The following is a 22,319-nucleotide window of genomic DNA, read 5'->3' on the forward strand; positions in this document are numbered from 1 at the left end:
CATGAAGCGCAACATCGTCATCGCCACCGTCGCCGCGGCGACGCTGATCGGCGGCACCGTCACGGCGTTCGCCGTCCCGGGCAACGACGCGGCTGCGCAGACCCCGACGAGCGCCACGTCCACGAACGTCCGGGACACGGACGACCGGGACGCGGACGACCGGGACACCGACGACGTCCGCGAAGCCCGCGCCGCCACGACGGACGCGGCACAGGCCGTGGCCAAGGCGCTGCAGGCCCAGCCGGGCACCGTCGCCTCGGCGGAGCTGGACGACACCGCGCAGGGCGTCGTCTGGGACGTGGACGTCCTCGGCGCCGACGGCACCTGGCACGAGCTGAAGCTGGACGCCGGCAACGGCCGGGTGCTCGGCAACCACACCGAGCAGGAGGACGACAACGGCAACGCCGTGAAGAACGCGAAGACCGACGTCCGCGAAGCCATCGCGGCCGCCCAGAAGGCCGCCCCCGGCAAGGTCACCTCGGTCGAGTTCGACGACGGCGCCTGGGAGGTCGAACTCCGGAACAAGCAGGGCCAGGACCAGGACGTCCGCGTCGACCAGAACACCGCCAAGGCCACCGTCACGGTCGACCACGACGACGACTCGGACGACGACCAGGACTCGGACGACGACTGACGGCCCCCGCCAACCACCCACCGGATGGGGGAGCCCGGCGACCGCTCCCCCATCCGGTAACGGGAAACGGCCGGCACCACAGCCCGACGGCGGGCAGACCACACACCCGCCCGAGGGCCGGGGCCGTGCCACCCTCCCCACCCGAAGACCGGAACAGGCGGCCGAGGGGGGCAGCACCTCACCTCTGCCCCAGGGCCGGGAAAGTTGCCCACCGGCGGGAGGGGGCCGGGGTCGCAGGGGTGGGGGGTCCTGGAAGCTGCCGTGTATTTGTGGGCCGCCAGGCCCGTAAATATACGTTCCAGGACCCCCCACCCCGGAGTGCCCCGGCCCCCGTCACCACGCACCGCCCGAGCACACACCCCACCCGGCCCGCGCATCCCGCGCACCGCACACCGCGCACCGCACAACGCGCCCGCACAACCCGCCGCCCCCAACACCGGAGCCCCCGAGGACCACCTCGGGGGCTCCGCCACGTACCAGGGGCGCCGAACCGCGCCCGCCGAGTCAGCTCCCCGAGCCCCCAGAGCCCGAACCCGAGCCCGCTGAGCCCGAGCCCGCTGAGCCCGCCGCCCCCGGCGCCCCCTCCGTCAGCCCGGCCACCAACTCGTCCGCGGCCGCGTAAGGATCGAGCTCCCCCGCCACGATCCGCTCCGCGAGCGCCCCGAGCCGCCGGTCCCCGTGCAGGTCGTAGATGCGTTCCCGCAGCCGGGTGACGGCGATCGTCTCGACCTCGCCCGCCGCCCGCCGCGCCCGCCGCTCGGAGAGCACGCCGTGCTCCTCCATCCAGGCCCGGTGCTTCTCCAGCGCCTCGACGACCTCGTCGATGCCCTCGCCCCGCGCCGCGACGGTCTTCACGATCGGCGGACGCCAGTCCCCCGCGGCCCGTGCCTCGCCCAGCCCCAGCATGTGGTTGAGCTCGCGCGCGGTCGCGTCGGCCCCGTCCCGGTCGGCCTTGTTGACCACGTAGACGTCGCCGATCTCCAGGATTCCGGCCTTCGCCGCCTGGATCCCGTCCCCCATCCCGGGGGCCAGGAGGACCACGCTGGTGTCGGCCTGGGAGGCGATCTCGACCTCCGACTGCCCCACGCCCACGGTCTCCACCAGCACCACGTCGCAGCCCGCGGCATCGAGCACCCGGATCGCCTGCGGCGCGGCCCAGGCGAGTCCGCCGAGGTGGCCGCGGGTGGCCATGGACCGGATGTAGACCCCGGGGTCGGACGCGTGGTCGCTCATCCGCACCCGGTCGCCCAGCAGCGCACCGCCGGAGAACGGCGAAGACGGGTCGACGGCGAGCACCCCGACGCGCTTGCCGATCCGCCGGTACGCGGAGACGAGCGCCGAGGTGGAGGTGGACTTGCCGACTCCGGGGGAGCCGGTCAGCCCGACGACGTACGCCCCGCCCGTCAGCGGGGCGAGCGCCGCCATCACCTCGCGGAGCTGCGGCGACGCCCCCTCGACCAGCGAGATCAGCCGGGCCACGGCCCGGGGGCGCCCCTGGCGTGCCTGCTCGACCAGGGTGGGGACGTCAACCACTGTTCCGCTCCTCGCTCGCCCGGGCCGTCGCGCCGAGCGCCGGCCCCTGCCGTTCCGCCTCCCGGGCCGCAGCCCGAGCCCTGCCGGCCCGTGGCCCGAGCCCTGCCGGCCGGGGATCCGAACCGGACCGTTCCACGGCCCGGAAGGCCGTCCGGGCCGCGGCCCGGGCCCTATCGGCCCACGGCCCGGATCCATCCGTCCCGCCGACTACTTCGCGCCGTTCCGCGGCACCCGGATGATCAGGGCGTCGCCCTGACCGCCGCCGCCGCAGAGCGCCGCGGCACCCGTGCCGCCGCCCCGCCGCTTCAGCTCCAGCGCCAGGTGCAGCACGATCCGCGCACCGGACATGCCGATCGGGTGGCCCAGGGCAATCGCGCCACCGTTGACGTTCACCTTTTCGGAGGAGATTCCCAGGTCCTTCATTGACTGGACCGCCACCGCGGCAAACGCCTCGTTGATCTCGATCAGATCAAGATCCTCAACGGTCAGTCCGTCCTTGCCCAGGGCGTGTCCGATCGCATTCGACGGCTGCGACTGCAGGGAGTTGTCCGGACCGGCCACATTCCCGTGGGCGCCGATTTCGGCGATCCACTCCAGGCCCAGTTCCTCGGCCTTGGCCTTGCTCATCACCACAACGGCGGCCGCACCGTCGGAAATCTGCGAGGCGCTTCCCGCAGTGATCGTTCCGTCCTTGGCGAACGCGGGCCGCAGCTTTCCGAGCGATTCGGCGGTGGTCTCCGCCCGGATACCTTCGTCCTTGGCGAAGATCACCGGGTCGCCCTTGCGCTGCGGAATCTCCACCGGGGTGATCTCCGCCTCGAACAGGCCGTTCTTCTGCGCCGCGGCGGCCCGCTGGTGGGACTGGGCCGCGATCTCGTCCTGCTCCGGACGGTTGATGCCCAGCCGGGTGTTGTGCTTCTCGGTGGACTCGCCCATCGCGACGTTCTCGAAGGAGTCGGTCAGCCCGTCGTACGCCATGGCGTCGAGCATCTCCACCGCGCCGTACTTGTAGCCCTCACGGGACTTCGGCAGCAGGTGGGGGGCGTTGGTCATCGACTCCTGGCCGCCCGCGACCACGACGTCGAACTCGCCCGCGCGGATCAGCTGGTCGGCCAGCGCGATGGCGTCCAGACCGGACAGACAGACCTTGTTGACCGTCAGCGCGGGCACGCTCATCGGGATTCCGGCCTTGACCGCCGCCTGCCGGGCGGGGATCTGGCCGGCTCCGGCCTGGAGCACCTGGCCCATGATCACGTACTGGACCTGGTCGCCGCCGATGCCCGCCCGGTCCAGCGCGGCCTTGATGGCGAAGCCGCCGAGGTCGGCTCCGGAGAAGCTGCGCAGGGATCCGAGCAGACGCCCCATGGGCGTACGGGCGCCTGCGACGATCACAGAGGTGGTGCCGGTCGTACCAGTCATGGTGCGGCCCCTTCGGGGGAAGGAAGTTAACGAGGGTTTTCGTCAATGTACTGAGCGGTACGCGCCTGGTCACCGGTCAGCAGGTGTGATCGCGCGCACGTTGCGTAACCACATGAACGGGCGGTGCACTGGAGCCATGCTGACGCGAATCGACCACATCGGGATCGCCTGTTTCGACCTCGACAAGACTGTTGAGTTCTACCGTGCCACGTACGGCTTCGAGGTGTTCCACACCGAGGTCAACGAGGAACAGGGCGTGCGCGAGGCCATGCTGAAGATCAACGAGACCTCGGACGGCGGTGCCTCCTACCTCCAGCTCCTGGAACCGGTCCGGGAGGACTCCACGGTCGCCAAGTGGCTGGCCAAGAACGGCGAGGGCGTGCACCACATCGCCTTCGGCACCGCGGACGTGGACGCCGACGCCGCGGACATCCGCGGCAAGGGCGTCCGGGTGCTCTACGACGAGCCGCGCACCGGCTCCATGGGCTCCCGGATCACGTTCCTGCACCCCAAGGACTGCCACGGTGTCCTGACCGAACTGGTCACCGCCAACCCCGCCTCCGCCGACGACCACTGACCTCTTCGTCCCCCGGCCGGTAGAGTGGCCGCTCGGCCGGGGTTCGGGTTGGGGGCTGTGACCCATACCTCGCCGACGATCTGACACCATTCTCCGACAGGCACGTACTAGAGCAGCATCAGAGCACGTACCGCGAAGGACAGTGCAGATCGGAGAACGGGCCGGCTCCTGGAAAGGCAGGACGATCGCCGGTGTCGACGCGACCAGGGGACGGATGGGACCGCGCAGTGCGGGGCTACGACCGCTACGAGGCTGACGACCACCTCTCGAAGTTCGAGGCCGAGATGGAGCGGCTGAAGACCGAGCGGGAGAAGGCCGTCCAGCACGCCGACGACCTCGGCTACCAGGTCGAGGTGTTGCGCGCCAAGCTGCACGAGGCGCGCCGCAACCTCGCGACCCGTCCTGCCTACGACACCGGGGACATCGGTTATCAGGCGGAGCAGATGCTCCGTAATGCCCAGATCCAGGCGGACCAGCTGCGGGCGGACGCCGAGCGCGAGCTGCGCGAGGCCCGGGCCCAGACCCAGCACCTGCTGCAGGACCAGGCCGAGCGGCAGGCCCGGCTGGAGGCCGAGCTGCACGCCGAGGCGGTGGCCCGGCGGCAGCGGCTGGACGAGGAGCTGGCCGAGCGCCGGCAGACCGTCGAGTCGCACGTCAACGAGAACGTCGCCTGGGCCGAGCAGCTGCGGGCCCGGACCGAGGCCCAGGCCCGCCGGCTCATGGAGGAGTCCCGGGCCGAGTCCGAGCAGGCGCTGGCCGCCGCCCGGGCCGAGGCCCACCGCCTGGCCGAGCAGGCCCGGGAGCGGCTGGTCTCGGAGTCCGAGGCGGCCCGCAGCGAGGCGGAGAGCATTCTGCGCCGTGCGCGGACCGACGCCGAACGGCTGCTCAACGCCGCGTCGACGCAGGCCCAGGAGGCCACCGACCACGCGGAGCAGCTGCGCACCTCCACCACCACCGAGTCGGACGAGGCGCGCCGCCAGGCGACCGAGCTGACCCGGACCGCCGAGCAGCGGATGAAGGAGGCCGAGGAGGCGCTGCGCGAGGCGCGGGCCGAGGCCGACCGGGTCCGCGAGGAGGCGTCCGCCGCCGCGGCGAAGCGGCTCAGCACCGCCGAGTCGGAGAACGAGCAGCGCACCCGGACCGCCAAGGCGCAGATCGCCCGGCTGGTGGGCGAGGCCACCAAGGAGGCCGAGGCGCTCAAGGCCGAGGCCGAGCAACTGCGCACCGACGCACAGGCGGACGCCGAGCGGGTCCTCGCCGAGGCCCAGGAGACCGCCCGCACCAGCGCCGCCGAGGACTCCGCGGCACAGCTCGCCAAGGCGGCCCGCAGCGCGGAGGAGGTGCTGACCAAGGCGTCGGAGGACGCCAAGGACACCACCCGGGCCGCGACCGAGGAGGCCGACCGGATCCGCCGCGAGGCGGAGGCCGAGGCCGACCGGCTGCGCGCCGAGGCGCACGACAGCGCGGAGCAGCTCAAGGGCGCGGCGAAGGACGACACCAAGGAGTACCGCGCCAAGGCCGTCGAACTGCAGGAGGAGGCCCGCCGGCTGCGCGGCGAGGCCGAGCAGCTCCGGTCGGAGGCGGTCGCCGAGGGCGAGCGGATCCGCAGCGAGGCCCGGCGCGAGGCGGTCCAGCAGATCGAGGAGGCGGCCAGCACCGCCGAGGGGCTGCTCGCCAAGTCCAAGGAGGACGCCGAGCAGCTCCGGACCAGCGCCGGCAGCGAGAGCGAGCGGGTGCGCACCGAGGCGATCGAGCGCGCCACGACGCTGCGCCGGCAGGCCGAGGACGCCCTGGAGCGGGCCCGTGCCGAGGCCGAGGAGCTGCGCTCGGAGGCCGCGGCGCAGACCCTGAAGACCTCGGAGGAGGCGGCCGAGGAGGCGCGGCAGCTGCGCGAGGAGGCCGAGCAGGCCGCCCGCGACCGGCGGGCCGAGGCCGAGGAGGAGCTGACCCGGCTGCACACCGCGGCCGAGGAGCGGGTCACCGAGGCCGAGGAGGCGCTGCGGGAGGCCCGTACCGAGGCCGAGCGGCTGCGGAAGGAGGCCGCCGAGGAGACCGAGCGGCTGCGCACCGAGGCCGCCGAGCGGCAGCGGACGCTCCAGCAGCAGGCCGAGACCGAGGCGGAGCGGCTGCGCACCGAGGCCGCCGCGGACGCCTCCAATTCCCGTGCCGAGGGCGAGGCGCTGGCCGTCCGGCTGCGCAGCGAGGCCGCGGCCGAGGCCGAGGAGCTGCGGGCGCAGGCCCTGGAGACCGCGGACCGGATGCGGGCGGAGGCCGCCGCGGCGGCCGAACGCACCGGCGCCGAGGCCGCGGAGGCGCTGGCCGCCGCCCAGGAGGAGGCGTCCCGCCGCCGGCGCGAGGCCGAGACGATGCTGGGCGACGCCCGCGAGGAGGCGCACCAGGAGCGGTCGGCGGCGCGCGAGCAGAGCGAGGAGCTGCTGGCGACGGCCCGTCACCGGGTCGAGGAGGCGCAGGCCGAGGCGCAGCGTCTGGTCGAGGAGGCGGAGCGGCGGTCCGCGGAGCTGGTGTCCGCGGCCGAGCAGACCGCGCAGCAGGTGCGGGACTCCGTCGCGGGGCTGCACGAGCAGGCCGAGGAGGAGATCGCCGGGCTGCGGTCGGCGGCCGAGCACGCGGCGGAGCGCACCCGCACGGAGGCGCAGGAGGAGGCCGACCGGGTCCGTTCCGACGCCTACGCGGAGCGGGAGCGGGCGTCCGAGGACGCGCAGCGGACCCGGCGCGAGGCGCAGGGCGAGGCGGAGGCCGCCAAGTCGCTGGCGGAGCGGACGGTTTCGGAGGCGATCGAGGAGTCCGACCGGCTGCGGTCGGCGGCCCGCGAGGAGGCCAACCAGAAGCGCTCCGAGGCCGCCGAGCAGGCGGACCGGCTCGTCACGGAGGCCACGGCCGAGGCCGAGCGCACGGTCGGCGAGGCGACCGAGGAGGCCCAGCGGCTGCGCACCGAGGCCGCCCAGGGGCTGGAGTCGGCCCAGCAGGAGGCCACGCGCACGCTGGACGAGGCCCGTGCGGAGGCGGACCGGCGCCGCGGCGAGGCCGCGGAGCAGGCCGACCGTCTGATGACGGAGGCCGCGAACGAGGCGGAGAACCTGCGCAACGAGGCGGCCGCCACGGTCGGTTCGGCGCAGGAGCACGCGCAGGTCACCCGGGCGGAGGCCGACCGGATCAAGGCCGACGCCGAGGCGGCGGCCGAGCGGATGCGCCAGGAGGCCCAGGAGGAGTCGGACCGGCTGCTGGACGAGGCCCGGCAGGCGGCGGGCAAGCGCCGCGGCGAGGCCGCCGAGCAGGCGGACCAGCTCATGGCCAAGGCCCAGGAGGAGGCGGTGCGCACCGCCGCTGCCGCCGAGGAGCAGGCCGACACGATGGTGGGCGCCGCCCGCACGGAGGCGGACCGGCTCGTCGCGGAGGCGACGAACGAGGCCAACTCCCGGGTGGAGAAGTCCCGTACGGACGCCGACACCCTGCTCGGCGAGGCCCGCCGGGACGCCACCGCGATCCGGGAGCGCGCCGAGGAGCTGCGGACCCGGGTCGAGGCCGAGATGGAGGAGCTGCACGAGCGGGCCCGCCGGGAGTCGGCGGAGGCCCTGAAGTCCGCGGGCGAGCGGGTGGACAAGCTCGTGAAGGCGGCGGACGACCAGCTGGCGGAGGCCCAGGAGAAGGCCAAGTCGATGGTCTCGGACGCGACGAGCGAGGCGAGCAAGGTCCGGATCGCCGCGGTGAAGAAGGCCGAGGGGCTGCTCAAGGAGGCCGAGCAGAAGAAGGCGGCGATCCTCCGGGAGGCGGACCAGCTGCGCACCGAGGCCTCGGAGGAGGCCGAGCGGATGCTCGACGAGGGGAAACGCGAGCTCGAAAAGCTGGTGCGGCGCCGTGAGGACATCAATGCGGAGATCTCCCGTGTCCAGGACGTGCTGGAGGCGTTGGAATCATTTGAGACACCGGGCGGCACCAAGGAGAACGGCGTCAAGGCGGCTGCCGGAGCGGGCGCTTCGCGTTCGGGTGGCAAGCAGTCCGAGGGGTGAGCCACCCGAAAGAGGGGTCATTCTCCAGATCAAACCTGCGTTGACTCGATGACACGCCGCTTGCGCCCCTAGGATTCCACCTATCACCTCACCGGTCTCTTTCGACAGGAACCTCATGAGCGACACTTCCTCCCCCTTCGGCTTCGAGCTCGTGCGGCGTGGATACGACCGCGGGCAGGTGGACGACCGCATCACGAAGCTCGTCGCCGACCGTGACAGTGCACTCTCCCGTATCACCTCTCTGGAAAAGCGCATCGAGGAGTTGCATCTCGAGACGCAGAATGCCCAGGCCCAGGTCAACGACGCGGAACCGTCGTACGCCGGTCTCGGCGCCCGGGTGGAGAAGATCCTCCGGCTCGCCGAGGAAGAGGCGAAGGACCTGCGCGAGGAGGCCCGTCGGGCCGCCGAGCAGCACCGGGAGCTGGCGGAGTCCTCCGCGCAGCAGGTGCGCAACGACGCCGAGACGTTCGCGGCCGAGCGGAAGGCGAAGGCCGAGGACGACGGCGCCCGGATCGTCGAGAAGGCGAAGGGCGAGGCGGCGTCCCTGCGGGCCGAGGCGCAGAAGGACGCGCAGTCCAAGCGCGAGGAGGCGGACACCCTCTTCGAGGAGACCCGGGCCAAGGCCGCTCAGGCGGCGGCCGACTTCGAGACCAACCTCGCCAAGCGCCGCGAGCAGTCCGAGCGCGACCTGGCGTCCCGTCAGGCCAAGGCGGAGAAGCGTCTCGCCGAGATCGAGCACCGGGCCGAGCAGCTGCGCCTGGAGGCGGAGAAGCTGCGGACGGACGCGGAGCGCCGGGCCCGCCAGACGGTCGAGACCGCGCAGCGCCAGGCCGAGGACATCGTGGCGGACGCCAACGCGAAGGCCGACCGGGTCCGCAGCGAGTCGGAGCGGGAGCTGGCGGCGCTCACCAACCGCCGCGACAGCATCAACGCGCAGCTGACCAACGTCCGCGAGATGCTGGCGACGCTGACCGGTGCGGCGGTCGCCGCGGCCGGCAGCCCCGACGAGGAGACCGTCACGCACGGGGTCCCCGCCCAGCAGACCCGCTGAAGCCCTGCGCCGGGCCCCCGGTCCGGCGAGGTCCGTGTGCGGCGCCCTCCGCCCCTCTCCGGTGGCGGAGGGCGCCGTGCTGTGCCTAGCGTGTGGAAATGATCGAGCTCGAAGGGCTGACGAAACGGTACGGCGACACGCTGGCCGTCGACCGGCTGACCGTCACGGTGCGGCCGGGGGTCGTCACCGGCTTTCTGGGGCCGAACGGCTCCGGCAAGTCGACCACCATGCGGATGGTGCTCGGTCTGGATCACCCCACCGCCGGCGACGTCCGGATCGACGGCCGGCGCTATGCGGAGCTGCGTGACCCGCTGACGGACATCGGCGCCCTGCTCGACGCGGGGGCGGTGCACGGCGGCCGCAGCGCGTACCACCATCTGCTGGCACTGGCGCAGAGCAACGGGATTCCGCCCCGCCGGGTCGACGAGGTGCTCGACACCGTGGGTCTGGCGTCGGTGGCCCGGAAGCGCGCCAAGGGCTTCTCGCTCGGGATGGGCCAGCGGCTGGGCATCGCGGGGGCGCTGCTCGGGGACCCGCGGATCCTGATGTTCGACGAGCCGGTCAACGGGCTCGACCCCGAAGGCATCCACTGGATCCGGAATGTGATGAAGCGGCTGGCGGCGGAGGGCCGGACGGTCTTCGTCTCCAGCCATCTGATGAGCGAGATGGCCCTCACCGCCGACCATCTGGTCGTCATCGGCCAGGGCCGGCTGCTCGCCGACACCTCCATGGCGGACTTCATCACCGAGCACTCCCGCTCGTTCGTCCGGCTGCGGAGCCCCGAACCGGAACGGCTGCGGGACGTGCTCCACACGGCCGGGCTGACCCCGGCGGCCGGGGTGGACGGGGCGCTGGAGGTGGACGGCACGGACGCCGCCGCGGTGGGCGAGCTGGCGGCCCGCAACGGGCTGGTGCTGCACGAGCTGAGTCCGCAGCACGCCTCCCTGGAGGAGGCGTTCATGCGGCTGACCGCGGGGTCGGTGGAGTACCACGCGCACGGCGACGGCGAGGTGACGGGCCCGGCGGCCGGGACCGGGGAGGCCGGGCCGCGGGTGCCCGTCGGGCAGCGGGCCGCGTGGGGCGCCGACTGGCGCGGGGCGGGCCGTGACGGACGGAAGAGAGGCTGAGCGATGGCGGTGTCGCAGGTGCTCCGGTCGGAGTGGACCAAGCTCCGGTCGGTACGGTCCACGGTGTGGACGCTGAGCCTGGCCTTCGTGGTGACGCTGGCCCTGGGCGCGCTGATCAGCATCGTGGCGAACGCGAGCTTCGGTGATCTGTCGGCGGAGGAACAGCTCACCTTCGACCCGACGTTCCTCAGCTTCGCGGGCATGGGCATCGGCCAGCTCGCGATGATCGTCTTCGGGGTGCTGGTGGTCTCCGCCGAGTACAGCAGCGGCATGATCCGCACCTCGCTGGCCGCCGTGCCCCGGCGCGGCACCTTTCTGCTCTCCAAGGTCGCCGTGGCCTCGGCCCTCGCGCTCGCCGTGGGCATGGTGACCAGCTTCGGCGCCTTCGCCCTCGGCCAGACCCTGTTGGGCGAGCACCGGGCCGCGCTCGGCGACCCCGGGGTGCTGCGGGCGGTGTTCGGCGGCGGGCTCTACATGGGGCTCATCGCGATGTTCTCGATGGGGATCGCGGCCGTGCTGCGCAGCCCGCTGCTCTCGCTCGGCATCCTGATGCCGTTCTTCTTCCTGGTCTCGAACATCCTGGGCAATGTGGACGCCACCCGCGAGATCGGCCAGTACCTCCCGGACCAGGCCGGGAACGCCGTCATGCAGGTGGTTCCCCCGCTGGACGACAGTCCGCCGTACGGACCGTGGGGCGGGCTGGCCATCATGGTCGCCTGGGTCGCGGCGGCGCTGGTCGGCGGCTGTCTGGTGATCCGCAGCCGCGACGCCTGAGACGCGTCCGCGCGGCCGGGGCGCCTCCGTTGCCCCGGACCCCGCGCGGGGAGAGGGGCACCGCGTGGCGGACCGGCGTCTGGCGGCCCTGGGGTTCGCCGAGGTCCCGGCCGAGCGGCCGCTGAGCTACCCCGGCCGGCCGGTCACCGGGCCGTACCTGCTCACCGGGGCGGAGTTGCTGCCGCTCGCCGTCCGGCGGCGGCGCCCGGGCGCCTGGCCGGTGACGGGCACCGGCGGCCCGGGGCGCCCGCTCGACGACGTGCTGGCCGCGCTGGGCCGGCCCGGCACCGGCCGGCGGCATCCGGTGATCGCGGTCGGCTCCAACGCCTCCCCCGCGCAGCTCGTCCACAAGCTCACCGGCCGCGGGGTGTCCGCGGTCGTGCCGCTGGTGCCGGTCCGGGTGACGGGGGTCGCCGTGGGCTGCTCCGGGCACGTCAGCCGCCCCGGCTACGTGGCCCGGGCCCCGTACCCGTCCGGGACGGCGGTCGCCGCGGACGCCGCGGCCGTCGCCGTGCTGAGCTGGCTGGACCCGGAGCAGCTGGCCGCGGTGGACGCGTCGGAGGCCGCGAACTACCGGCGGGTGACGCTGCCCGGCGACCGCTTCGCGATGACCCTGCCGTCGGGGGAACGGCCGGCCGCCGCCGGACTGTACGTCAGCCGGCACGGTGTGCTCGCCGGCCCGGACGGGGGGCCGCGCCCCGGCACGGAGGACCAGGCCGCGCTGCTCACCGCGCTGCTCGCCGCCTCGCCCCGGCTGACGGCGCTGCTGGGGCCCGATGCGCTCAGCTGGGTGCGCCGGGCGGGCGCCGATCCGGAGCTGCGCCGGCGGGCCACCCGGCTCTTCGCCGAGGAGGGCCTGCTGCTGCCGCCGGCCGACTTCGGCCCGTACCCGGCCCGGAGCGCCGGGCTGCCGCTCCACGACGACCTGCCGCTCTACGACGATCTGCCGCCGCTCGACGAGCCGCTGCCCGGCTGATCACCAGGGGTTTCCGCGCGGCGGAGGAACGTTCGGACCCCACCGCGGACCGTGGGCGGGCGGCCTCGGTCCGGGCCCGTCCGGCGCTCCGCGCGATTGGACGGGAACCGTCAAGCTGTCGTTATCCTCCTAACTCTTACGGGGGCTCTCTGCAGACGTTCGTGTCCCCGACCCATCCGGCGAGGGGCGGATAATGATCGAGGCAGTCGGCCTGACGAAGCGCTACGGCGCCAAGACGGCCGTGTACAACCTGTCGTTCCAGGTACGGCCGGGGACGGTGACCGGCTTCCTGGGGCCGAACGGATCCGGCAAGTCCACCACCATGCGCATGATCCTGGGGCTGGACCGGCCGACGAGCGGCCAGGTGACGATCGGCGGGCATCCCTACCGCAAGCTGCCGAACGCCCCGCGCCAGGTGGGCGCGCTGCTCGACGCCAAGGCCGTGCACGGCGGCCGCAGCGCCCGCAGCCATCTGCTGTGCCTGGCGCAGCTGTCGGGCATCCCGGCCTCCCGGGTGGACGAGGTGCTGGGCCTGGTCGGCCTGCACGAGGTGGCGAAGAAGCGGTCCAAGGGGTTCTCCCTGGGCATGGGCCAGCGGCTCGGCATCGCCGCGGCGCTGCTCGGCGACCCGCAGGTGCTGCTCTTCGACGAGCCGGTCAACGGCCTCGACCCGGAGGGCATCCTCTGGGTGCGCAACCTGATGAAGAAGCTGGCGGCCGAGGGCCGGACGGTCTTCGTCTCCAGCCACCTGATGAGCGAGATGGCCCTCACCGCCGAGCACCTGATCGTGATCGGGCGCGGCCAGCTGCTCGCCGACATGAGCGTGAAGGACTTCATCTCGGCCAACTCGGCCGACTTCGCCCGGGTCCGCACCCCCGAGGGCGACCAGGCGCAGCGGGAGAAGCTGACGGCGGCGCTCGGCGAGGCGGGCGGCCAGATCCAGCCGGAGCCGGACGGCGCGCTGCGGGTGAGCGGGATTCCGCTGCCGCGGATCAGCGACCTGGCCCACGAGGCGGACGTCCGGCTGTGGGAGCTGTCGCCGCACCAGGCGTCGCTGGAGGAGGCGTACATGCAGATGACGCAGGGCGCCGTGGACTACCGCTCCACCCTCGACCAGCCGGCCGGAGTCCCGGGGCAGCCCGGAGTGCCGGGTCAGGCCGGAATACCGGGTCAGGCCGGCCCCGGGTACGCCCCGCCGGGACAGCCCGCGCCGGGCTACGCGCCCCCGGGACAGCCGGGACCGGGCGGTCCGGTGCCGGCCGGCGGCTACGCCCCGCCGCCCGGCGGCTTCGCGCCGCCGCAGCCGGGCCCGTACGGCGCCGCCCCCGGACAGCCGAACCCGTACGCGCAGCCGCAGCCGGCCGCGCAGCCCGCCCCCACCGCTCCCCCGGCGGCGCCGCAGGCGCCGGCCGGCGCCCCCGACATGACGAAGCGTGACAGCGAGGACGGCCGATGAGCACCCCGTACCAGCAGCAGGGCACGGCGCCGGCGGACGGACCGGGCGGACCGGTGCCGCCCCCGGGGTGGCAGGGCCACGCTCCCGCCCCGCACCAGGGGCCCGCCGGTCAGCCGCCGGCTCCGCAGTTCGCCGCCGGGGCGCCCGGGGGCTACGCCTCGCCGATTCCGGTGCGCGGCACCCACTTCTTCCATGCACTGGCCTCGGAGTGGACCAAGATCCGGACCGTGCGATCCACCATGTGGACGCTCGGCATCATGTTCCTGATCGTGGTGGGCGTCGGAGCGCTGACCGCGGCCGGGCTCGGCTCCTCGGAACAGGCCCAGACCCCGCTCCTCGCGGGCGGCTTCTTCGGTCTGATGCTCGGCCAGATCTGCATCATCACCCTCGGCGTGCTGGTGGTGACCTCCGAGTTCGGCACCGGCATGATCCGTACGACCATGACCGCCTGCCCCTCGCGCGGCCGGGTGCTGGCGGCCAAGGCGACGGTCTTCTTCCTGCTCTCCTTCGTCATGACGACGGTGGCCACCGGGCTGACCGCGCTCATCCAGTCGTCCATGCTCGGCGGCCGGGAGCCGTCCGAGTTCGCCGCCCTCCCCAAGGGGTCGGTGGTGGACGGCGTGGTGATCGCCACCAGCGGCGAGTGGCTGGGCGCCACCGTCGGAGCAGGGCTCTACGTGGCGCTGCTCGGCCTGCTGTCGCTCGCCGTCGGCTCGCTGCTGCGGCACTCGGCCGGCGCCATCACCACGATGCTCGGCGTCGTGCTGCTGCCGCTGCTGCTCGCCCTGTTCATGGCCACCGAGAGCCTGCAGACCGTGCGGGAGAAGCTGATCGAGTACTCCCCGCTGAACGGTCTCGCCTCGCTCTACCGCATGCCGATGGGCGGCGGAGGCGACGGCACCGGCTGGGACCTGCTCTGGATCCTCGCGGGCGTCACGGCGGCCGCGCTGGCCGGCGCGTTCGCGATGCTGCACCAGCGCGACGTCTGATCCGGTCGGGCGGCTGAGCCCCGGGCCACCGGGGACGTCGTTCAGTACCGCGGAGCCTGACGGGACCGCTGCACCCGCGTGGTGCGGCGGTCCCGTGCGTTCCAGCACGCCCGGTGCCAGTGCCGCCGGTCGTCGACCGGCCGGGCCTGGGCCCAGGCCACCACATGCGGAACACCCAGCGGGATCTCCTGGTCGCACCCCGGGCAGCGGTAGTGCTTGGCCGCCGCCGCGCCGCCCACCGGGCGCACCACCCAGTCCTCGCCCTGCCAGCTCTCCGTGCTGCCCCAGCCCGCGAGGCCGGGGAGCGGGCGCTGGGGGCCGGAGCGGTCCCCGTCGGTGTGCGGAGTGGGGCGGTCACCGCCGCGGGGGCGGTTTCGACGCGGAGACACGGGGCACCTCGCGAGCATTCCGGGGTCTGCTGAGCCGTGCCCCAGCGTACGCGGCGGACCGGGGACGGCAGGCACCCCGGAGACCGCCCCGTGATCACCCCGATAATCCGCAAAACTTCTTTCCGGGCCGTGCCTTTGGCACGTGTCAGCCGTTAATGCCACCAGGGGGGAGAGCCGCGTCGGCCGCAAGGAGGCAGAAGGCGATGCGCGTAGGAACGTTTGCACTGGCCGCCCAGTTCCCGGGCCAGGGGCAGGGGGAGGCACTGCACCGCGCGGTGCGGACGGCCGAGGCCGCCGAGGAGGCGGGGCTCGACGCGGTCTGGCTCGCCGAGCACCACTTCGTGCCGTACGGCGTCTGCCCGTCGGCGGTCACGCTGGCCGCGCTGCTGCTCGGCCGGACCCGGCGGATCGGGGTCGGCACCGCGGTCAGCGTGCTGCCCACCAGCCATCCGGTGACCCTGGGCGAGCAGGCGGCCCTGCTGCATCTGACGTCCGGCGGCCGGTTCACCCTGGGCGTGGGCCGGGGCGGGCCCTGGATCGATCTGGAGGTGTTCGGCTCCGGCCTGCCGGCGTACGAGACGGGGTTCCCGGAATCCCTCGATCTGCTGCTGCGCTGGCTGCGGGAGCCGCGCGTCGGGGCGGACGGCGAGCGGTACTCCTTCCGCGAAGTGCCCGTCGTACCGCGGGCGGACGAACTGCTGGAAGCCCCCGAGGGCCCGCCGGTGGTGGTCGCCTGCACCTCCCCCGCGAGCGTCCGGCTGGCCGCCGAGCGCGGGCTGCCGATGCTGCTGGGCATGCACTGCGGTGACGAGGAGAAGGCCGAGGCGGTCGCGCTCTGGCGCCGGACGGCGCTGGCGGCCGGGCGTTCCCCCGAGGAGGTGGCGGCCGCCGGGCATGTGTCGGCGGGCGTGCTGCAGATCGCGGACTCCCGGGCGCAGGCGTCCGAGGCGCTGGCCAAGGCGATGCCCGGCTGGCTGCAGCAGGGGCTGGGCGCCCATGTCACGGTCGACGGCCGGGCGCGCCGGATGCGCGATCCGCACGCCTACACCGAGCTGCTGTGCGGGCTCCACCCGGTGGGGCCCCCGAGGCTCTGCGCCGACCGCCTGGCGGCCACGGCGGAGAGCACCGGGGTCAGCCGGTTCGCCCTGATGGTCGAGGGCACGGGTGACCTCGCCGCGACCGAGGAGAATGTGCGCCGGCTGGGCGGTGAGGTGCTGCCGATGCTGCGCTGAGGCAGCGGCGGCCCGCCGGTCCGTGCATCGCGCAGGCGCCGGCAGCCGGGTGCTGCCGTCCCTGCCCGATGCACCTCCCCGGTACGCGGAGCGGTGCCGCCGTCAGCAGTCCCGGAGGGTGGGCGACTGGTTGAGGAGCTGCCCGCGTACGGAGGTGAACCGGGCCAGTCGCTCGTCCGCCGACGGGTCGACCGGGAAGACCGCCACACGGTGACAGTTCTGGAACGCCAGCCGCACACCGAAGTGCCGCTGCAGCGCGCCGCGTATCGCATCGCTCGCCAGCGCCCGGAGGAGCTGGCCGCGCGCCTGCTCGTCCGGCGGGGGCACCTGGTTGTCGGCGAACTCGCCGCCGTCCACCTTGAGCTGGGCCACCAGAGAGCTGATCAGCTCCCAGGCGTAAGGCAGGGAGGTCCGGACGCAGTCGACGAATTCCGCTTCGTCGACCTCGCCTCGCTCGGCCTTCTCGAGCAGGGCCGGTGAGACGTCGAGCGACATGGGGTTCTCCTCTCGCGACCCCGGGTCCCGGGGTCTTACGGGCAGGGACGGGAGTTCGCGACGCAGCGTGCCCATTCGGCGACTTCCCGCGTCAAAGGTATGTCCAGCACCGCCCCGGCACCAGGAGAATGGGCACACAACCGGCCATCACCGAAGGGGTCCATCCAGGGCGAATCGCGTGGACCCGGCCCGGTCGAGTAGCGTGGCCGACCATGCGTCTCGTCATTGCCCGCTGCTCCGTCGACTACGCGGGCCGGCTCACCGCCCACCTCCCCTCGGCACCCCGGCTGATCCTTGTGAAGGCCGATGGAAGTGTGTCGATCCACGCGGACGACCGGGCCTACAAACCCCTCAACTGGATGTCCCCGCCGTGCACCCTCAAAGAGGGCGACGACCAGGTGTGGACCGTGGTGAACAAGGCGGGCGAGAAGCTCATCATCACCATGGAGGAGGTGCTGCACGACTCCTCGCACGAACTGGGCGTCGACCCCGGTCTGATCAAGGACGGCGTGGAGGCGCACCTCCAGGAACTGCTCGCGGACCGGATCGAAACCCTCGGTGAGGGCTATTCGCTGATTCGGCGTGAATACCCCACAGCGATCGGGCCGGTCGACATTCTGTGCCGGGACGCGGACGGCACCACGGTGGCCGTGGAGATCAAACGGCGGGGTGAGATCGACGGGGTGGAGCAGCTCACCCGCTATCTCGAACTCCTCAACCGCGACCCGCATCTGGCCCCGGTGAAGGGTGTCTTCGCCGCCCAGGAGATCAAGCCGCAGGCGCGGGTGCTGGCCGCCGACCGCGGCATCGGCTGTGTGGTGCTCGACTACGACGGGATGCGCGGCATCGAGGACGACAAGCTCCGGCTCTTCTGAGCCGTCGGCCCGGCCGGAGCCCCCGAGCGGCCGGGCCCTCCCGGCGGGACGGCCCGCCGTTTCACGCATACCGCCGGTGCCCCGGGCCCTCGCCCGCGGCACCGTTGCGCGACAGGCCCCCGCGCGGCCCCGGTCAGGCGACCGGGGCCGTTTCCGTGCCTCCGCTCGCCGTTTCCGTGGCTCCGCCCGCCGTCTGCACCGCCGCGCCGGACGGCGCCGGGGCGCTGCCGGTCACCGACTGCGTGCCGTCGGGGGTGCCCGAGGGGGAGCCGCCGGCGGTGTTCGACGTGGTGCCGCTCGGCGGGGCCGACGGGGTCCCCGACGGCGCCGGGGAGGACGGCGGACGCGAGGTGGACGGGGAGGACGGCGGCCGGGACGAGGACGGCGGCCGGCTGGAGGAGGGCGGCCTCGTCGGCTCGTCCGGATCCTCGCTCGACGCCGACGGGCTGGGCGAACCGCTCGTCGACGGCGTGCCGCTCGGAGTCCCGCCGGTGCTCGGCGAGCCGCCCGTCGTGGCCGGGGCGGCGTCCTCCACCGGAGTGCGGGGACGGCTCGTGGACCCCTGGGTGGGCGGCTCGTCGGCGATCAGCCCGTTGCGGCCGTCGTCGGTGTCGGCGGACTGTTCGGTCCGCACCCGGTCCGGCTGCCGGTCGTCGCCGCCGGAGGCGAAGCCCAGGGTCACCACGGTGCCGAGCACGGCCGCGAGCAGCGCGCCCGCACCGGCCGCGACGACATTGCGCCGCGCGCCGCTGAGGACCGTGTGCCGCCAGCCGCTCCGCTTCCCGGTCCCCGGCTTCCCGGCGGGGCCCGGCTTCCCGGGTCCGGCCGCCGCGGAAGCAACCGCGCTCCCGGCGACCTCGGCCTTCCCGGCGGCGGAACCGCCGGAGAGCCGGGCCGGGACGGTGCGGGCCGGCTCCTCCGGCGACTTCCGGGCGAGCGCCGCGGTCACCCGCGCCGTCCGCGAGACCGGTGTCTCCACGCTCTCCTCGGCCGCTGCCGGGCTGCCCGTGCCGGGCACGAACCCGGCGGCCTGGTCGGCGACGAGGGCCAGCGCCCGGCGCCCGGCCACCGCGCCGCGGCGGTCGGCCAGGGCGCCGCGCAGCGCGATGGACGCCTCCAGCTCGGCGCGCGCCCGGTCCAGCCGGCCGGTGCACAGCGCGAGCACCCCCAACTCGTGGTGGAAGTACGCCTCTTCGGCGACCTCGCCGGAGAGCCGGGCGGCCTCCTGGCCGTGCCGCAGGGTGCGCTCCCAGGCGCCCCAGTGTCCGGAAGCGGCGAACGCGGGGGCCGCGGTACGGGCCAGCAGCACGGCCGCGCTGGGGTGCCCGGCCTCCTCGCTGCCGACGAGGACGGCCATCGCGGCGAGGATCGCGTCCGCCTCGGCCGCCACCCGCTCCGGCGTGACGGAGGGGTGCCCGGTCCACCAGGCGTAGTGCTGGGCGGCGCTGTGGGCGTGCCCGGCCGCGTCCTCGGCGTAGCCGGCGTCCGCCAGCCGGTCCGCGACGCCGGCGGCGAGGCGGTAGTGGGCCCCCACCGGGGTGAGCAGTCCGGAGGCCAGCAGTTCACCGACGGCGGCGTCGGCCCGGGTGTCGCCGACGAGGGCGGGGAGATGGGCCTGGTGGGGGCATTCGCCGGCGAGGGCGACCGCGAAGCGCAGGGTGTCGCGGGCCGCCTCGCTCAGCCGGGAGGCGAGCAGCGCGGCGGGCGCCGCGGCCTCGGGCAGGGTCGGCAGCGGGGTGTCCCGCGCGGCGCCGGACGGCTCCTCGGCCGCGTCCGCCGTCCCCTCGCCGGTATCGCGCTCGTCGCCCTCATCGGCAAGCGGCCCGTCGAGCTCCGCGCGCCGGGCGTCGTGCTGCCGGAGCAGCGCACCGGCCTGGACGAAGCGCAGCGGCAGCCCCTCGGACTCGAACCAGAGGTCCGCCGCCCAGGCGGCCTCGTCCTCGGAGAGCGGTCGCTGCGCGGCCCGCTCCAGCAGCTCCAGGCAGGCCGCGCGGCTGAGTCCGCCGAGGAACACCTCCTCGAGGTGCGAGTCCGTGGCGGGCGCCGCCACATCGGGCGTGGCGGCGAGGAGGAACGCGCACTCGGGCGTGGCGGCGAGCAGTTCGTCCAGGCCGCCGCCGCCGAATTCGAGGTCGTCGAGGACGACGACGGCGCCGATCCCCTGCACCGTCGCCAGCAGTTCGTCCCGTCCGGGCCGGTACCGGGGGGCGTGGTGGACGGTCGCGCAGAGCTCGTGGAGCAGTTCGGTGGGGGTCCTGCGGTAGCCGGAGAGCCGGACCACCCCGTCGGGGGCGAGGTCGGCGCAGTCGGCGGCGACGGCGTCGAGGAGGGCGCTGCGGCCGGAGCCCGACGGGCCGGTGACGCGTACCGACCGCCCGCGGGAGAGCAGCCGCACCAGCCGTTCGCGCTCCTCGTCCCGCTCCAGCAGCGGCAGCGCGGGCGCGGCCGGGCCGGGCGGAACCGGCGGCATGGCGGCCCGGCGCAGCGCGTCGCGGTCCTCGCCGCTGGTGCGCCCGGGGCGGCCGGAGCCGTCGCCCGGGGTGTCCTCGGTGCGGTAGCCGGGCGGGCGGCGCTCGATCTCGCTGCCGTCGACCGGATTGACCGTCACCAGGTACGCGTCCGCCTCGAGCTGGACGGTGCGGACGGTGCCGGTGCCCTTGCCGCCGTCCCGCTCACCGGGCGCGAAGGCGGGCGCCACCGCCTCGCGCGGCGACCGGGGCGAAGCGCCGCCGGGCCGGGCGGCGTCAGGACGCTCACGGCCCTGGATGTCGCGGCCCTGGGTCTCGCCGCCCTGGTTCCCGCCGCCCTCGATGTCGTGGCCCCGGAGCTCGTGGCGTCGGAGCTCGCTGTCCTGGCCGTGCTCCTCCGGCTCCCGGTCGTTCGGGTCCATCGCTCAAAGCCCCCCAGATCCGGGTCGCGTGCCGTTGTGCTCCCGGCCATTCCGCACGCACGCCGCCCGCTTCCGGTCCGGTGGTCCGCCGCGGGCTCCCGAACACGACGGGAGCCGAACCGCGGACCATCGCACAGTATCCAGCACGAGGAGCGGAACCACGCGGTGCAGTAGGTCACATGTTGATGAGGATGGCGCCCGGAGCGCCGCCCCGGTGAGCCGGGCGGGTCAGACCCGGGGCAGCGACTCGGCTTCGATGCCGCCCTCGATGGAGAGGATGCGGTGCAGCCGGGTGGCGACCAGGAGGCGCTGCATCTGGGGCGGTACGCCGCGCAGCACGAGCCGGCGGCCGGCCCGGCCGGCCCGGCGGTGCGCCCCCATGATGACTCCGAGACCGGTGGCGTCCCAGGAGTCGAGTTCGGTCAGGTCGAGTACGAGATCGCCCCGGCCGGTGTCGACGGCGGTGTGCAGGGCCGTTCGGGCGTCCGCCGCGCTGCGGACGTCGAGGCGGCCCCCGACGACCAGCTCGGCGTGGTCGCCCCTGATGTGCATATGCGCTCCCCGAATGTGGTGCGTGCGTGGTCAAAGGTCTACAGAACTGACTGCCTCTCGCACGGCAAAGTTGCCGCCTGTAAGCGAACCGGTACAGATTTCACCCTCAGGGGTGACCCCTGAGGGTGACGGCGCCTCAGTAGGTGTAGAAGCCCTGTCCGCTCTTCCGGCCGATGTCACCGGCGTCGACCATCCGACGCATGCTCTCCGGCGGGGCGAACTTCTCGTCCTGCGTCTCGGTGTAGATGTTGCCGGTGGCGTGCAGCAGGATGTCCACGCCGGTCAGGTCGGTGGTGGCGAGCGGGCCCATGGCGTGGCCGAAGCCCAGCTTGCAGGCGATGTCGATGTCCTCGGCCGAGGCGACACCGGACTCGTGCAGCTTGGCGGCCTCGACGACGAGCGCCGAGATGAGGCGGGTGGTGACGAAGCCGGCGACGTCGCGGTTGACGACGATGCAGGTCTTGCCCACGCTCTCGGCGAACTCCCGGGTGGTGGCGAGGGTTTCGTCACTGGTCTTGTAGCCGCGCACCAGCTCGCACAGCTGCATCATCGGGACCGGCGAGAAGAAGTGGGCGCCGACGACCTTCTCGGGACGGTCCGTCACGGCCGCGATCTTGGTGATCGGGATGGCGGAGGTGTTGGACGCGAGCACCGCGTCCTCCTTCACCAGGCCGTCGAGGGCGCGGAAGATCTCCTGCTTGACCTCGATCTTCTCGAAGACCGCCTCCACGACGACGTCCGCGTCGGCGACCGCGTCGAGGTCGGTGCTGGTGGTGATCCGGCCCAGCGCGGCCTCCGCGGCCTCGGCGTCGAGCTTCCCCTTGGAGACGAACTTGTCGTACGACGCCTTGATGCCGTCGGTGCCACGGGTCAGCGCCTCGTCGGTGACGTCGCGCAGCACGACGTCCCACCCCGCCTGCGCCGAGACCTGCGCGATACCGGACCCCATGAGTCCGGCTCCGATGACGGCGAGCTTCCTGGCCACTGCTGCTCCCTCATGCCGTGACGGCCCGGGGGCGCCCCCCGGTAACCCTGAACAATTCGACTCTCCGGCGGACCTTAGCGTCCGTGAGGGCCCGGATGGCGGGGAAGAGATGCGCGTCACGTCTCACATGACGGACATCACACGGACGCGACTCATTCGGCTGACCGGACTGCGTAGTTGAGCACGTTTTCACTCAGCAGATCCTCGATCGCGTCGAGCCGGTCGAGCACCGCCCGGGACGCCTCGGCGGGCCCCATGCCGGACGTCATCGCCCGCCGCACGCCGCGCATCACGGTGTGCTGCAGCCAGCCGGGGATGCGTGCACGGCACCGCGGGT

At 73.9% G+C, this 22,319-nt stretch carries 18 protein-coding genes and 1 pseudogene; 11 read left to right on the forward strand and 8 right to left on the reverse strand.

The features are described from left to right. The first annotated feature begins 1 nt into the window (after position 1). Positions 2-634 (forward strand): PepSY domain-containing protein, encoded by a 633-nt coding sequence (locus ACFYYR_RS13375; protein WP_388851106.1) that lies wholly within the window; start codon positions 2-4, stop codon positions 632-634. A gap of 579 nt (positions 635-1,213) precedes the next feature. Here the strand turns inward: ACFYYR_RS13375 and meaB are convergent. Then, a pseudogene (meaB, locus tag ACFYYR_RS13380) lies at positions 1,214-2,167 on the reverse strand (methylmalonyl Co-A mutase-associated GTPase MeaB); the annotation flags it as partial. A 207-nt stretch (positions 2,168-2,374) separates the two neighbouring features. Beyond that, positions 2,375-3,586, reverse strand: a complete 1,212-nt coding sequence (locus ACFYYR_RS13385; protein ID WP_388851110.1) for an acetyl-CoA C-acetyltransferase — start codon at positions 3,584-3,586, stop codon at positions 2,375-2,377. A gap of 136 nt (positions 3,587-3,722) precedes the next feature. Here ACFYYR_RS13385 and mce point away from each other — a divergent pair, with 136 nt between their 5' ends. The 8 genes from mce to ACFYYR_RS13425 all read left to right on the forward strand — a co-directional run bounded on the left by mce (position 3,723) and on the right by ACFYYR_RS13425 (position 14,564). Further along, the gene (gene mce / locus ACFYYR_RS13390) at positions 3,723-4,163 is read left to right on the forward strand and encodes a methylmalonyl-CoA epimerase (RefSeq protein WP_351509850.1); all 441 of its coding nucleotides are present in this window, start codon (positions 3,723-3,725) and stop codon (positions 4,161-4,163) included. 227 nt (positions 4,164-4,390) lie between these two features. Beyond that, positions 4,391-8,191 carry a polarized growth protein Scy gene (gene scy / locus ACFYYR_RS13395; protein WP_388851403.1) on the forward strand — a complete coding sequence of 1,267 codons (3,801 nt, stop codon included), beginning with the start codon at positions 4,391-4,393 and terminating at the stop codon, positions 8,189-8,191. A gap of 115 nt (positions 8,192-8,306) precedes the next feature. Then, entirely contained in the window at positions 8,307-9,242 is a 936-nt protein-coding gene (locus ACFYYR_RS13400; RefSeq protein ID WP_388851114.1) for a cellulose-binding protein, read from the forward strand. A 98-nt stretch (positions 9,243-9,340) separates the two neighbouring features. Then, on the forward strand, positions 9,341-10,369 hold the full coding sequence (locus ACFYYR_RS13405) for an ATP-binding cassette domain-containing protein (RefSeq protein ID WP_388851118.1): 1,029 nt from the start codon (positions 9,341-9,343) through the stop codon (positions 10,367-10,369). Between the two features lie 3 nt (positions 10,370-10,372). Then, positions 10,373-11,143 carry an ABC transporter permease gene (locus ACFYYR_RS13410; protein WP_388851121.1) on the forward strand — a complete coding sequence of 257 codons (771 nt, stop codon included), beginning with the start codon at positions 10,373-10,375 and terminating at the stop codon, positions 11,141-11,143. Positions 11,144-11,207: 64 nt separating this feature from the next. Next, positions 11,208-12,119: a hypothetical protein gene (locus ACFYYR_RS13415; protein ID WP_388851125.1), complete on the forward strand. Its 912-nt coding sequence runs from the start codon at positions 11,208-11,210 to the stop codon at positions 12,117-12,119. A 193-nt stretch (positions 12,120-12,312) separates the two neighbouring features. Then, on the forward strand, positions 12,313-13,575 hold the full coding sequence (locus tag ACFYYR_RS13420) for an ABC transporter ATP-binding protein (RefSeq protein WP_388851128.1): 1,263 nt from the start codon (positions 12,313-12,315) through the stop codon (positions 13,573-13,575). After that, positions 13,572-14,564, forward strand: coding sequence for an ABC transporter permease (locus ACFYYR_RS13425; RefSeq protein ID WP_388851131.1), 993 nt, complete (start codon positions 13,572-13,574; stop codon positions 14,562-14,564). The genes ACFYYR_RS13420 and ACFYYR_RS13425 overlap by 4 nt, the downstream gene beginning before the upstream one ends. A gap of 41 nt (positions 14,565-14,605) precedes the next feature. Here the strand turns inward: ACFYYR_RS13425 and ACFYYR_RS13430 are convergent, their stop codons facing one another. Beyond that, entirely contained in the window at positions 14,606-14,953 is a 348-nt protein-coding gene (locus tag ACFYYR_RS13430; protein WP_388851134.1) for an ATP/GTP-binding protein, read from the reverse strand. 203 nt (positions 14,954-15,156) lie between these two features. On the opposite strand from ACFYYR_RS13430, the gene ACFYYR_RS13435 reads away from it, so the two are divergent. Next, positions 15,157-16,185 carry an LLM class flavin-dependent oxidoreductase gene (locus tag ACFYYR_RS13435; RefSeq protein ID WP_388851137.1) on the forward strand — a complete coding sequence of 343 codons (1,029 nt, stop codon included), beginning with the start codon at positions 15,157-15,159 and terminating at the stop codon, positions 16,183-16,185. A 102-nt stretch (positions 16,186-16,287) separates the two neighbouring features. On the opposite strand, the gene ACFYYR_RS13440 is transcribed toward ACFYYR_RS13435, so the two are convergent. Continuing rightward, positions 16,288-16,680, reverse strand: a complete 393-nt coding sequence (locus ACFYYR_RS13440; RefSeq protein ID WP_388851140.1) for an SCO5389 family protein — start codon at positions 16,678-16,680, stop codon at positions 16,288-16,290. A 212-nt stretch (positions 16,681-16,892) separates the two neighbouring features. On the opposite strand from ACFYYR_RS13440, the gene nucS reads away from it, so the two are divergent. Then, positions 16,893-17,555 (forward strand): endonuclease NucS, encoded by a 663-nt coding sequence (gene nucS / locus ACFYYR_RS13445; protein WP_388851143.1) that lies wholly within the window; start codon positions 16,893-16,895, stop codon positions 17,553-17,555. A 133-nt stretch (positions 17,556-17,688) separates the two neighbouring features. Here the strand turns inward: nucS and ACFYYR_RS13450 are convergent, their stop codons facing one another. The 4 genes from ACFYYR_RS13450 to ACFYYR_RS13465 form a co-directional block, all read right to left on the reverse strand. Continuing rightward, positions 17,689-20,445, reverse strand: a complete 2,757-nt coding sequence (locus ACFYYR_RS13450; protein ID WP_388851146.1) for an ATP-binding protein — start codon at positions 20,443-20,445, stop codon at positions 17,689-17,691. Between the two features lie 228 nt (positions 20,446-20,673). After that, positions 20,674-20,997, reverse strand: coding sequence for an STAS domain-containing protein (locus ACFYYR_RS13455; RefSeq protein WP_388851149.1), 324 nt, complete (start codon positions 20,995-20,997; stop codon positions 20,674-20,676). Between the two features lie 136 nt (positions 20,998-21,133). Continuing rightward, positions 21,134-21,982 carry a 3-hydroxyacyl-CoA dehydrogenase family protein gene (locus ACFYYR_RS13460; RefSeq protein WP_388851152.1) on the reverse strand — a complete coding sequence of 283 codons (849 nt, stop codon included), beginning with the start codon at positions 21,980-21,982 and terminating at the stop codon, positions 21,134-21,136. A gap of 152 nt (positions 21,983-22,134) precedes the next feature. Continuing rightward, on the reverse strand, positions 22,135-22,275 hold the full coding sequence (locus ACFYYR_RS13465) for a hypothetical protein (RefSeq protein WP_388851155.1): 141 nt from the start codon (positions 22,273-22,275) through the stop codon (positions 22,135-22,137). Positions 22,276-22,319: the final 44 nt, after the last annotated feature.

Source organism: Streptomyces sp. NPDC001922, from assembly GCF_042891165.1.
In the GTDB taxonomy this organism is placed as follows: Bacteria; Actinomycetota; Actinomycetes; order Streptomycetales; family Streptomycetaceae; genus Streptomyces.